The organism is Micromonospora sp. S4605, from assembly GCF_003176715.1.
GTDB classification, from domain to species: domain Bacteria; phylum Actinomycetota; class Actinomycetes; order Mycobacteriales; family Micromonosporaceae; genus Micromonospora; species Micromonospora echinaurantiaca.
In genome coordinates this window covers 1-12,486 of record NZ_QGSW01000017.1, presented here as the reverse complement: position 1 = coordinate 12,486, position 12,486 = coordinate 1, and the positions used below count along the sequence as shown (strand labels likewise).

At 76.2% G+C, this 12,486-nt stretch carries 9 protein-coding genes; 2 read left to right on the top strand and 7 right to left on the bottom strand.

The features are described 5' to 3' along the window. Positions 1-70: 70 nt before the first annotated feature. From mptB (DLJ47_RS00240) to DLJ47_RS00210, 7 genes are all read right to left on the bottom strand, one after another. Positions 71-1,504: a polyprenol phosphomannose-dependent alpha 1,6 mannosyltransferase MptB gene (gene mptB, locus DLJ47_RS00240; RefSeq protein ID WP_158289752.1), complete on the bottom strand. Its 1,434-nt coding sequence runs from the start codon at positions 1,502-1,504 to the stop codon at positions 71-73. Between the two features lie 134 nt (positions 1,505-1,638). Next, entirely contained in the window at positions 1,639-3,042 is a 1,404-nt protein-coding gene (mptB, locus tag DLJ47_RS00235) for a polyprenol phosphomannose-dependent alpha 1,6 mannosyltransferase MptB (protein WP_109898098.1), read from the bottom strand. Between the two features lie 110 nt (positions 3,043-3,152). Next, complete coding sequence (locus tag DLJ47_RS00230; protein WP_109898097.1) at positions 3,153-4,556, bottom strand: hypothetical protein; 1,404 nt, start codon at positions 4,554-4,556, stop codon at positions 3,153-3,155. A gap of 232 nt (positions 4,557-4,788) precedes the next feature. Further along, positions 4,789-6,438: a hypothetical protein gene (locus tag DLJ47_RS00225; protein WP_233257584.1), complete on the bottom strand. Its 1,650-nt coding sequence runs from the start codon at positions 6,436-6,438 to the stop codon at positions 4,789-4,791. Beyond that, a complete protein-coding gene (locus DLJ47_RS00220; RefSeq protein WP_109898096.1) occupies positions 6,431-9,562 on the bottom strand; it encodes a bifunctional [glutamine synthetase] adenylyltransferase/[glutamine synthetase]-adenylyl-L-tyrosine phosphorylase in 3,132 nt (1,043 codons plus the stop codon). The genes DLJ47_RS00225 and DLJ47_RS00220 overlap by 8 nt, the downstream gene beginning before the upstream one ends. Beyond that, positions 9,559-10,329, bottom strand: a complete 771-nt coding sequence (locus DLJ47_RS00215) for a type 1 glutamine amidotransferase (RefSeq protein WP_109898095.1) — start codon at positions 10,327-10,329, stop codon at positions 9,559-9,561. Before DLJ47_RS00215 ends, DLJ47_RS00220 begins: the two co-directional genes overlap by 4 nt. Before the next feature lie 72 nt (positions 10,330-10,401). Beyond that, the gene (locus tag DLJ47_RS00210; protein WP_109898094.1) at positions 10,402-11,013 is read right to left on the bottom strand and encodes a TetR/AcrR family transcriptional regulator; all 612 of its coding nucleotides are present in this window, start codon (positions 11,011-11,013) and stop codon (positions 10,402-10,404) included. Positions 11,014-11,091: 78 nt separating this feature from the next. Between DLJ47_RS00210 and DLJ47_RS00205 the strand changes: the two genes are divergently transcribed. Beyond that, on the top strand, positions 11,092-11,508 hold the full coding sequence (locus tag DLJ47_RS00205) for a VOC family protein (protein ID WP_109898093.1): 417 nt from the start codon (positions 11,092-11,094) through the stop codon (positions 11,506-11,508). Between the two features lie 100 nt (positions 11,509-11,608). Next, positions 11,609-12,484, top strand: coding sequence for a S66 peptidase family protein (locus DLJ47_RS00200; protein ID WP_109898100.1), 876 nt, complete (start codon positions 11,609-11,611; stop codon positions 12,482-12,484). The last annotated feature ends 2 nt before the right edge of the window (positions 12,485-12,486 follow it).

Here is a 12,486-nt window from a genome sequence, read left to right as displayed (position 1 = left end):
CCGCTGACCCCCGCCCCTGCCCCCGCCCGCCGGTCAGGAGGAGCTGTGCGGCGCTGTCGATCCGCCGACCTCATGGCCGACCGGGCGGGGGTCCGGAGGCGTGGGCGCGGGGCGCTCGAACCCGGGTCACGGTCAGGACCAGGAGTGCGAGGACCAGCGCGGTCATCGCGATCGCGCCCGGGGCCTTGCTGAACCGGGCCAGCGTGGTGCCGTCGGGCAGGGTGAGGAAGGCGGCGAGCGCAGCGGGCAGCGCGAACCAGACGGTCCGGGCCGCGGCGACCGCGAGCAGGGCCAGCGGCCAGGTGAGGTACCAGGGGTGGACGACCGGGGCCAGGGCGACGGTGGCGGCCAGGGCCAGCCCGGCGGAGCGCAGCGCCACCCGAGGGCGGGCCGCCTCGATCCGGGCCACCCGCAGCCGGACGTCGTTCAACCGGCGCAGCGCCCGCCAGGCCCGCCACCAGAGCACCACCAGCAGCACGGCGAGCAGCAGCAGGGCCACCGCCCGGGTCACCGGCACGGCGCGCGGGTCCCGGCCGGCCAGCGCGCCGGCGTAGTCGACGACGAAGCCCACCGCGGTCGGCGGTGAGGTCCACTGCTCGGAGTCGCCGCTATGGGCCAGCCCACCGACCCAGCCGAAGCCGAGCCCCGCGGCGAGCGCGGTGACCGCGAGCGCGGCCAGCACCCCGCCGGCCAGCCAACCGGCGGCCCGCAGCAGCGCCCCGAGCGTGTAGCGGCCGTGCACCGCGGCCAGCCCTGCGAACGGCAGCACCACCAGCGCGGTGGCCTTCACCGCCACCGCCAGCCCGAGCAGCGCCCCGGCGACCAGCAGCGCCCGTGGCCGCCCGGGCAGCCGGACCAGCACCAGCAGGGCGAACGTCAGCAGGCCGAGCAGCACCGCGTCGTTGTGCGCGCCGGCCAGCAGGTGCACCCCGACCAGCGGACAGGCCAGCACCAGCCAGGCGGCGCGGCGGGTGGGCACCCCGGCGGCCCGGGCCAGCCCGGGCAGGCAGAGCGCGGTCAGCAGCATCCCGGCCAGCGCGATCAGCCGCAGCACCACCAGGGTGCCGACCAGTCCCCCGCCCAGGGTCACCGCGAGCGCGGCCAGCAGCACGAAGAACGGCCCGTACGGGGCCGGGGTGTCCCGCCAGATCGGCGCCACCGCGTCCACCCACGGGCAGCCCGCCCCGGCCACCCCCGTCGCGTACGGGTCGACGCCGTGCGCGTACGCCCAGCCCTGGCAGGCGTAGGAGTAGACGTCCCGGCTGCCCAGTGGCGGGGTGAGCAGCAGCGGCACCGCCCAGAGCCCGGCGGTGCGGTACGCCCACCCGGTCGACGGGGCGCCCCGGCGCAGCGCCCACCACGCGCTGACCAGCAGCGCGGTCCCGACCAGCCACCCGGCGACGACCAGCGGGCCGCGGTCCGCGCGCCAGGTCGGCGCGGTGGCGGTGCCCGGCAGCGCCCCACCGAGCCAGCCGGTGACCGCCAACAGCACCGACCCGGCCAGGCCGGCCCAGCGGGCGAGCCGGGCGGCACCGGGTGACGGCGAATCACCCGACGGCGGAGCGTCGGGCGGCTCCGGGGCGTCGGGTGACGGCGGGGCGGGTGGGGCGCCGGGATCGCTCACCGGCGCACCTTCCCTCAGTCGACGGCGACCGGCCGGCGGGCCGCCCGAGCCGACCGTACCAAGCGGACCACCACCACGATCACCAACAGCGTCATCAGCGGCGCACCGACCGTCTTGGTGAACCTCGGCAGGCCGGTGCCGTCGGCCAGCACCAGGAACGACGAGACCAGCGCCACCACCGTGAACCAGCCGATCCGGTGCCGCGACGTGGCCGCGAGCACCGTCAGCGGCCAGATCCAGTACCAGGGGTGGTAGAGCGGGGCCAGCGCCACCGTGGCGGCCAGCGCGAGCCCGGCGTGCCACAGCGGGTCGCGGGCGCGGGCCCGCCACCAGAGCCACACCAGCACCAGCGCGAGCACCGCCATCCCGATGCCCCGGGTGACCGGCAGCGGATCACCGTGCCAGCCGAACGGCACGGCCAGGTAGCCCACGGTCTGCCCGACCGCTGTCGACGGCGAGGTCCAGGCGATCACCAGGCCGCCCTGCTCCAGCCCGGCGATCCAGCCGAAGTCCAGGCCGGCGGCGAGCGTCACGCCCGCCACCGTCGCGACCGCCCCGCCGACCACCCAGCCGCCGTCGCGGATCAGCGCCCGGATCGAGTACGCCCCGGCGATCGCGGCCAGCGCCGCGAACGGCACCGCGACCAGCGCCGTCACCTTGACCCCGCCGGCCAGCCCGAGCAGCACACCGCCGGCGAGCAGCGGGCCGGGGCGACCCGGCCGGGACACCACCACCGCCAGCCCGGCCACCAGCAGCCCCACCATCAGCGCGTCGTTGTGCGCGCCGGAGACCAGGTGCACGGCGACCAGCGGGCAGGCCAGCGCCAGCCAGAGCGCCCGCCCGGCCGGGACCCCGCACCGGCGGGCCAGCACCGGCAGGCAGGCCGCGGTCAGCGCCACCCCGACCACCGCCATCAGCCGGAACAGCACGATGCTGCCGGTCAGCGACCCGGTCGCCTTGACCGCCGCGCCGGAGAGCACCACGAACAGCGGCCCGTACGGCGCCGGGGTGTCCCGCCAGATGTAGGAGATGGTGTCCAGCCACGGGCAGGGCAGCGCCGACACACCCTGCTCGTACGGGTTGATCCCGGCCGCGTAGCTGGCGCCCTGGCAGGCGTACGCGTAGACGTCCCGGCTGCCCAGCGGCGGGGCGAACAGCAGCGGCAGCAGCCAGAGCCCGACGGTGACCAGGGCCCAGCGGGCCGACGGCACCCGGTCGCGCAGCGTCCACCAGGCGTACGCCATCAGCGCGGTGCCGACCAGCCAGGCGGCGATGATCAGCGGCCCGTTCGGGCCCTGCCAGATGCTCACCGGGGTGGGGCGCAGGTTTCCGTCGGGCAGCGCGCCGCCGAGGAACGCGGCGACGGCGAGCAGCGCCGAACCCGCGAGACCGGTCCAGCGCGCGAGGTGGTGGGGCACGCCGACATGCTGCCAGTACGGTCGCCGACGGCGAGCACCGGACCAGGAGTTGTCTCCGGCGGACGGCCCGACGCTCCGCTGCGGCGGCCCGCCGGCGGCCCCCTGGAGACCTAGGCAGTGGTCAGTAGCGGCACGCCCTCCACCACCCGCCGGACGCGGTAGTGCTCGGCGAGGATCCGGCTCAGCTCACCGGATCTGTCCACCCTTCCCGGGTCGCTGTCCAGCACGATCAACGCCGGGCGCCGCGGACCGTCGAGCATGGCCCGCAGGCGGGGCAGCGCGTCGGGGATCTTCTCTATCGGCTTGCCCCACAGGTACGGGTAGTCGGTCGTTCGCTGCGCGAGGAAGTAGATGTTGCTCCTGGAGATGAGGACGAAGATGCGGTCGTCCGGCACCGTCTCGGCCCGGATGGCCGCCGCGATCCGTTCGTCCCGACGGGCGAGGCCGTGGTAGGGGATCCGCTGCTGCCGTTCCTCGGCGGTGGCCGGCACCAACGCGCCGAGCCAGATGAGCTGGGGCAGCAGGACCGTCGTGGCTGCCGCTGCCCGCAGCCGGGGCCGGCGGACAGCGGCGACCGCTGCTGCGGCCGCCACCGTGAGCGGCGGAAGCAGCTGTACGTAGTAGTGCGGCCAGTACGAGCCACCGACGTTCACACCCAGGGCCGCGCCACCGAGCCAGGCGAGCAGGACGCGCCTCGCCGGCCGTGCGCCGCGCAGCAGCCAGAGTCCGACGGCGGCCGCCCCCGCCACCACCGCCAGGTCCCGGGCGGCCGGACCGAGGCTGCCGGTGAAGTCGGCCCAGCGGGCGGCGGGTCCGGCGGCGGGTTCGGCCATTGCGCTGAACTGGTAGCCGACCAGCGCCGTCCAGTACTCGCGCCAGCCCAGGTGCCAGCCGTGCAGGGCGGACAACCCGACTGGTGCGGCGGACGCACCGAGGAAGAGCGCCTGGGGTGACCCGATGATCCGGCCGGACCGCGGACGGAGCAGGACCACGACCAGACCGACGGCTATCCCGTCCAGGCCGGACAGCTTCATCGTCATGGCGACGCCCGCCGCAAGGCCGGCCGTGACGAGCCAGATCGCCGACTGGTACCGGAGCCAGAGCAGGGCAGCGGCCACGGCCAGGGTCGCCGGGAAGCTGGCGAGGAGTTCTCCGTTGAGGGTGAACCCCTCGATGTTCGGGGCGACTCCCGCGATGGCGTACAGCCCTGCTGCGGCCACCCCCGTCCGGGAATCCACGAGGAGCCAACCGATCAGTCCGACCAGCACCGTGATGCCCAGGCCCGCGAGCACCGCACCGAGCCGGATGGTCCACCCGTCGTCATCGAGCCAGAGCAGGAGCCGGTACGTCAGGAGCAGCCCCTGCGGGCGGTCGAGCCACGCCTCCCCGTACAACCGGGCACCCCGGGACCACTGCTGTACGACGTGCGCGTAGCCCCCCTCGTCCATGCCGAGCCCGGTCCAGAGGAAGGGCAACCGGAGCAGAGCGGCGGCCAGCCCGCACGCCAGGATCATTCCTGCCGCCCGACGGGTGGCGGGGCTGCGACGGTCAGGGCCGATGCCGCGTCATCCTCTCCTTCTCGGCACCGCCTGTCTCCGGCGGTCAGCGGGCCGGCGCTTACCCGATCTGCCCCCGATCACGCCTCGTCCGGCAGCCGCCATTCGAGGTCGCGGCGACAGCCAGCGGTTCACTCTGGTCCCGGCCGGCATCCGGGTTCGCCACGGGCGTGGTGGGCGGCCGGCCCCACTAGCAGTGGTTCGCCGGTGCGAGGCTGCTGGAGATCGAGAACTGACCTGGCACCCGGACCCGCACCTCGGTCCACCCGTCCGCGCCGGGCCGCAGACACCCGCCGGCCCCCTGGAGCGACAGCCACCGCGACCAGCGCACCCGCACCGGCACGTCGCCGGGGGCGTCGGCGACGAACCGGACGGCGGACCGACCGGAGCTGACCAGCCGGCCCGGTGCGCCGACCAGCGGGGTCGGGTCGACCACCGCGTAGAGCCGCCAGGTGTCGTCCCGCCACACCTCGCGCAGCTCCGGCTGACCGGCGGCGACCAGGGCAGCCTCCTGCCGGGCGTACCGGTCGGGCGGACTGTCCGGGGCCAGCGCGACGTACTCGACCGCCTCCCGGCGCAGCCACCTGGCGTATTCCTCGGGGGTCAGGTCGTCGGCGTAGAAGAGTCCGTTGCGGTCGGTGTCGACCTGCCGCTCCCAGCCCCGGGCCAGCGGCACGGTCGCCGGCAGGTACGCGGACTCCCAGTGGTCGCGCAGCGGCACCACCTCGACCCGGCCCACCGGTTGCCGGCGGGCCAGCTCGTCGACGAGCGGCTGGTAGAACGCGGCGGCACTCTCCGGCGAGCCGGCCCGGGCCAGGTCGCTGGTCATCACCGGGTTCTGCCACCAGACGCAGGCGGCAAGGAGCCCGGCCAGCCACGGGCCGGGCAGCGAAGCGTAGCCGGCGAGCAGCGGCAGGGCGAAGAGCATCGGCAGCCGCAGCGCGTTGGAGCCGATCGGGCTGGGCACCGCCTGGGCGGCGACCAGCAGCAGCACGGTCAGCGTGGCGCCGACCCGCAGCACCCGACGGCGACGCGGCACCACGAAGAACACCGCCACAGCCAGCGCCACGTTGATCCGCATCGACTCGGCACTGAACGGCTGGGTGCCGCCGTTGCCGAACAGCAGCGCCATCGGGGCAAGGGCGAGCGCCGGGGCAAGGCAGAGCGTCAGTCCCTCACCGAGCGGGCGGTCGACCCGCCAGCCGCCGGGCAGCGGTCGGCCCGGGCCGGGCATCCGGCGCAGGCTGGCCAGCAGCAGGGCCGCGCCAGCCAGGCCGGTGAACAGCCCGGCGACCGGGCTGGCCCAGGTGGCGAGCGCGGCAAGCAGCCCGGCCAGAACCAGCCGCCCGGGGCGGGCCGGTCGATCGGCGGAGGCCGCGCAGAGGGCGAGCAGGCCGAGCGCCAGCCCGACGGCGAAGGTGATCCGGCCGCTGACCAGGTTGCCGACCAGAACCACCGCGCCAAGTACCCCGGCCAGCACGGGGCGGCGGGCCCGGTGCCGGGCGAACAGCCAGCCCAGCGCCCCGGCGGCGAGCACCGCGGCGACCGCCCCGAGCGGCCGGGGCCCGGTCCAGGCGGCCAGGCGAGCAACGAACAGGCTGTAACCGTACTGGTCGACGCCGCCGTACCAGCCGAGGTCGACGGGGGTGCCGTACCGGTCGGCGAACTCCGCCCGGGCCACCTGGGCAGCGAGGTCGGTGCCCATCGGCGGGGCGAGCAGGAACGCCACGGCCAGCAGCAGCGCCGTGCCGGCCGCGGGCAGCCAGGCGCGCCCGGTGAGCAGCGGAAGAACGATCCGCGGTGATCGATGGGCAGGGCGACTGTCCTGCGCCTCAGGCATCGAGCACCCGTTCCATCGCCGCCCGGGACCGCCGGCCGGTGCGCAGGTACTCGTCGAGGAACTCGCCGGGATCGTCCCGGCCGAGCAGCCGGACCACCCCGGCCAGCTCCACCCCGTGCCGGGGCAGCTGGTCGCCGGCCCGGCCGCGGACCAGCATCAGCGCGTTGCGCACCTGCGCGGCCAGGGTCCAGCCGGCGGCCATCGCGGCGGCGTCCGCCGGGTCGACCAGGCCGGCGTCCCGGGCCGCCGCGAGGGCGTCGAGGGTACGCGTGCCGCGCAGCGCCGGGTGCGCCCCGCCGTGGCGCAGCTGGAGCAGCTGTACGGCCCACTCGACGTCGGCCAACCCGCCCCGGCCCAGCTTGGTGTGGGTGGCCGGGTCGGCGCCGCGGGGCAGCCGCTCGTGCTCCACCCGCGCCTTGATCCGGCGGATCTCCACCACCTGCTCGCGGGTCAGCCCCTCGGCCGGGTAGCGGACCGGGTCGACCAGCGCCTCGAACTCGGCGCCCAGGTCGGCGTCGCCGCAGACGAACCGGGCGCGTAGCAGCGCCTGCGCCTCCCACACCTTCGACCAGCGGGCGTAGTACTGGGCGTACGCGGCGAGGCTGCGGACCAGCGGCCCCTGCCGGCCCTCCGGGCGCAGGTCCGCGTCCACGCCCAGCGGCGGGTCGGGGGCGGGCAGGGCGAGCAGCCGGCGCAGCTCCTCGGCGACGGCGTGCGCGGCAGCGCTGGCCGCGCTCTCGGCGGCGCCCGGCGGCGGGTCGTAGACGAAGAGCACGTCGGCGTCGGAGAGGTAGTTCGACTCGTACCCGCCGAGCCGGCCCATGCCGATCACCGCGAACCGCAGCCCTGGCAGCTCGGGCCGGCTGGCCCGGGCGACGCGCAGCGCCGCGGCCAGCGTGGCGTCGGTGACGTCGGCCAGCGCCGCGCCGACCGCGGTGACATCGGTCAGCGCCGGCGCGGCGCGTCCCGCGCCGTCCGGTCGGGGTGGGGCGGGAGCCAGCGAACCGGCCCGGCTCAGCACGTCGGCGCAGGCCAGCCGGACCAGTTCCCGGCGACGCAACGCGCGGACCGCCCCGGTCGCCTCGACCGGGTCGGCGTGCCGGGCGGCCGCGGCGGCGAACCCCTCGCCGAGCACCTCCCGCGGGCGCGGGGTCAGCTCGCTCTCCTCGGCCAGCAGGCGCAGCGCCTCCGGCTCCCGGGCCAGCAGGTCGGCGGCGTATCGGGAGGAGGAGAGCACCCGGGCCAGCCGGCGGGCGACCGGGCCCTCGTCGCGCAGCAGCCGCAGATACCAGGGGGTGCTGCCGAGCTTGTCGGAGACCTGCCGGTAGTTGAGCAGGCCGCGGTCGGGTTCGGGAGCGTCGGCGAACTCGCTGAGCAGCACCGGCAGCAGGGTGCGCTGGATGGCGGCGGTGCGGCTCACCCCGCCGGTGAGGGCCTGCAGGTGGCGCAGCGCCCCGGCCGGGTCGGCGAAACCGAGGATCTCCAGCCGGTGCCGGGCCGCCTCCGGGGTCAGCCGCAGCCCGTCGGCGGGCACCCGGGCCACCGACTCCAACAGCGGCCGGTAGAGCAGCTTGGCGTGCAGCCGGCGTACCTCGGTGGCGTGGGTGACCCACTCGGCGCGGAACTCCTCGACGGCGCTGCGGCCCGGCGTGGCCTGGTAGCCGAGCGCGGCGGCCAGCCAGCGCAGCCCGACCGGCTCGGCCGGCACGGTGTGGGTGCGGCGCAGGCCCTGCAACTGGAGGCGGTGCTCGACGGTGCGCAGGAAGCGGTAGCCGCGCAGCAGCGCCTCGCCGTCGGCCCGCCCCACGTAGCCGCCGGCCACCAACGCGCGCAGCGCCGGGATGGTGCCGGGCACCCGCAGCGACTCGTCGCCGCGCCCGTGCACCAGTTGCAGCAGCTGCACCGCGAACTCGATGTCGCGCAGCCCGCCCGGGCCGCGCTTGATCTCGCGCTCCAGCTCCTTCGGCGGGATGTTGTCGATGATCTTGCGGCGCATGGCACGGACGTCCTCGACGGCCTCCGGCCGCTCGGCCGCCCGCCACAGCAGCGGGGCGAGCTGGTCGATCCACTCCCGCCCGAGCGCCAGGTCGCCGGCGGCCGGCCGGGCCTTGAGCAGGGCCTGGAACTCCCAGGTGCGGGCCCAGCGCCGGTAGTAGGCCAGGTGGCTGGCGAGGGTACGCACCAGCGGCCCCCGGTTGCCCTCCGGGCGCAGCGCGGCGTCGACCGGCCAGGCGACCAGCCCGCAGATGTGGATCAGCCGGGTGGCGACCGTGGTCGCCGCGGCGAGATCGGCGTCCTCGGCGGCCACGAAGATCACGTCCACGTCGGAGACGTAGTTCAGCTCGTCGCCGCCGCACTTGCCCATCGCCACCACGGCCAGCCGGGGCTGGGCCGTGCCCGCCGGCAGTTCACCGACCGCGATCCCGTACGCCGCCGCGAGGGTGGCGTCGGCCAGCGCGGAGAGCGCGGCCATGGTCTGCTCCAGGCCCCGCCCGCCGGTCAGGTCGGCCGCCGCGATCCGCAGCAGCGCCAGCCGGTACGCCCGGCGCAGCACCGCGATCGGGTTGCCGTCGCCGGTCAGGTCGAGCCGCCCCTCGGCGGTCGGCGCGAGCCCGTCCAGGGCGGTGCGCAGCGCCGTCCACTGGTCCGGGTTGGCCACCAGGTGGTCGCCGAGCGCCGACGAGGCGCCGAGCACCGCGAGCAGCCGGCGCCGCAGCCCCGGGTCGTCACCGAGCGCGGCCAGCAGCGCCGACCCGGCGCCGATCCCGGCTACGGATTCCGCCGCGCCGCCGCCGTCCGGGTGCGCCGCCCCACCGGTGCCGCCGCGCTGTCCGGCGGCGGCCGCGGCCCGGTTGCCGGTGGCGCGGTTGTCGGTCGCGCTCGCCCGGCGCTCGGCCTCCACCAGGCGGTGCAGTTGGCGCAGTGCCAGGTCGGGGTCGGCGGCCCGGGACAGCGCCGCCAGCAGCTCCGCCGCCGGCTCGTCCGTCGGCTCCTGGGCGTCCGGCCGCCACAGGCCCAGCCCGTCCGGGCCGAGCAGGTCGGCCGCCCGCGCCCCGCCGTCGTCCTCGCCGATCCCGAAGCCGTAGCGGGCCAGCCGCCCGGCGGCCCTGGTCGGCCGGCTCATCCCTGCCCGAGCAGCGGCAGGCTGCGCCGCGGCCCGCTGTCGTCCAGCTCGCCGAGGGCCAGCGCGGCGAACCGGGCGGCGAACGGCTGCCAGACCTCCTCGACGTCGACCATCACCCCGTGACAGGCGGCCACCACCAGCTCCGGGTCGTAGCCGAGCTCGGCCAGCATGGTGGAGTCGGTGGCCCAGTCGGCGATCATCGCGGTGTCGCACTCGATGTGGAACTGCAGCCCCCAGGCCCGGTCACCGAGGCGGAACGCCTGGTGCGGGTAGCGGGTGGAGGCGGCCAGCAGGGTGGCGCCGCGGGGCAGTTCGGTGATCTCGTCGGCGTGCCACTGGAGCACGTCCGGGATCAGCGGCACGTACCGGAAGAGCGGGTCGGCCTCGGCGGCGTCCCGACGACCGACCACGGCCGGGCCGATCTCCGGCCCGGACGGGCTGCGCTCCACCTGACCGGCGTGCGCGGTGGCCAGCAGCTGCGCGCCCAGGCAGATGGCCAGGGTGGGCACCCGGTGCCGGACGGCCTTGCGGAGCAGCCCCTCCACCGCCGGGAACCAGGGCGCGCCCGGTGATCCGTCCGGCAGCGGGTACGCCTGCTGCTCGCCGCCGAGCACCACCAGTGCCGCGTACCCCGCCAGGTCGGCGGGGAGCTCGTCACCGGCGTGCGGCCGCACCACCCACAGTTCCAGCCCGGCCTCGGTCAGCCACTCGCCCAGCCGGCGGGCGTCGTCGGTCGGGTCGTTCTCGATCACCAGCGCGGTTGCCACGCCGTCGAGGCTAGCCGGTGCGCCGTCGAACCCCGGAGCGGCTCCACGCGCGCCACGCGCACGCCGGTGCCGTCACCCGCCGGAGCGGGCGGGGGTCGGGGTGCGCAGGGCATCCAGCATTCGGGACAGCGCCGCCCAGGTGTCGTCGAGGGCGGCCGGATCCGTCGTCCCGGCCAGCCAGAGCGCCGCCTCGTTCATGGCGCCGGAGAGCAGCCGGGCCAGTGGCGCGACCGGCTGCCGGCCGATCGTCCCGGAGTCGACCAGCTCGGTCAGCGCCTCGGCCAGGTGCCGGCCGGAGGTCGCCTCGTCCAGCGCGCGCCACTCGTTCCAGCCGAGCACCGCCGGGCCGTCGACCAGCATGATCCGTTGCAGCTGCGGATCGGTGCTCGCGGTGAGGAAGGCCCGGCAGCCGGCGGTGAACCGGGACCACGGGTCGTGGTGGGCGTCGGCGGCGGCCGCCACCCGGTCGGCGACCTCCTGCTGCACCTCCGCGAGGACCGCCCGGAACAGGTCGGGCTTGCCGGTGAAGTGGTGGTAGAGCGCGCCCTTCGTGACCCCGGCGGCCTGGACCAGCTCCGCCAGCCCGACGGCCGCGTAGCCCTGGGTGGCGAAGAGCCGCCGCCCCTGGCGCACCAGCGCCGCCCGGGTCTGTGCGCGCTGCCGGGCCCGGATCCCCTGCGTCATTCGACCCTCCATTGACATACCAACGGTACGCGAACTAGCGTCCTTCGCATACCGATGGTATGCGAAAGGGGCTCCGCCATGAACCTGACCAGCTTCTATCCGGTCGTCTGCACCGACCGGCTCACCGAGGCCCGCGACTTCTACCAGGGACACCTGGGCTTCGAGCCGACCTTCGAAGCCGACTGGTACGTGAGCCTGCGCCGACCCGGCCCGCCGGAGTACGAGCTGGCCCTGCTCGACCACCGGCACCCGACCCTGCCGGCGGCGTACCGGGCCCCGGTGCGCGGGCTGCTGCTCAACCTCGAGGTGAGCGACGTCGACGCCGAGTGGGAGCGCCTCGCCGTCCGGGCCGGCCTCCCCGTCGCACTGGAGCTGCGCAGCGAGGACTTCGGCCAGCGGCACTTCATCCTGGCCGCCCCGGACGGCGTCCTGATCGACGTCATCACCCCCATCCCGCCGACCGGCGAGTGGGCGCAGCGGTACGTCGCCGGATGAGTCCCCGGCGCGACTAGGCTCTGCCGCTGTGCCCGACCACACCGCGCCCGAGCAGCCGTCCGTCCTCCGCCCGCCGGTGCTGCGCCCCGGTGACACGGTGATGCTGGTGTCGCCGTCCGGGCCGACCCGGCCGGAACGGGTGGCCCGCGGCATCGAGCTGCTCACCGGCTGGGGGCTGCGGCCGAAGCTGGCGCCGAACGCGTACGCCCGGCAGGGGTACCTGGCCGGCGCGGACGAGTTGCGGGCCGCCGACCTGAACGCGGCGTTCGCCGACCCCGAGGTGCGCGGGGTGATCTGCACCCGGGGCGGGTACGGCGCGCAGCGGGTGGTGGACGCGATCGACATGGCCGCCGTACGCCGGGACCCGAAGGTGGTGGCCGGCTTCTCCGACATCACCGCGTTGCAGTTCGCGCTCTGGCGGGGCGCCCGGCTGGCCAGCGTGCACGGCCCCGGCGCGGCCTGGACGGACGACCGCACCCCGCCCCGGTCGGCCGAGTCCCTGCACGCCGCGCTGATGACCACCGAGCCGGTCACGGTGACCGCGGTGCCCGGCGAGGAGACCTATCCGGTGCGGGTGCCCGGTCGGGCCACCGGCCGGCTGCTCGGCGGGAACCTCTGCCTGATCGTGGCGTCGCTCGGCACGCCGGACATGCCGGACCTGACCGGGGCGGTGCTGCTGGTCGAGGACGTCGGGGAACCGCCGTACAAGGTGGACCGGATGCTCACCCAGCTGCGCCGGGCCGGCGCGCTGGACGGGCTGGCCGGGGTGGCGGTGGGCCAGTTCACCGACTGCGCGGACGGCTGGTCGGTCACCGTCGCCGACGTGCTCGCCGAGCGCCTGGGCGACCTCGGCGTCCCGGTCCTCGGCGGCCTGCCCATCGGCCACGGTCCGGGCCAGCTCACCGTCCCCGTAGGCACCGAAGCCACCCTCGACACCACCACCGAAACCCTCACCGCCACCCCCGCCGTCCACTAACC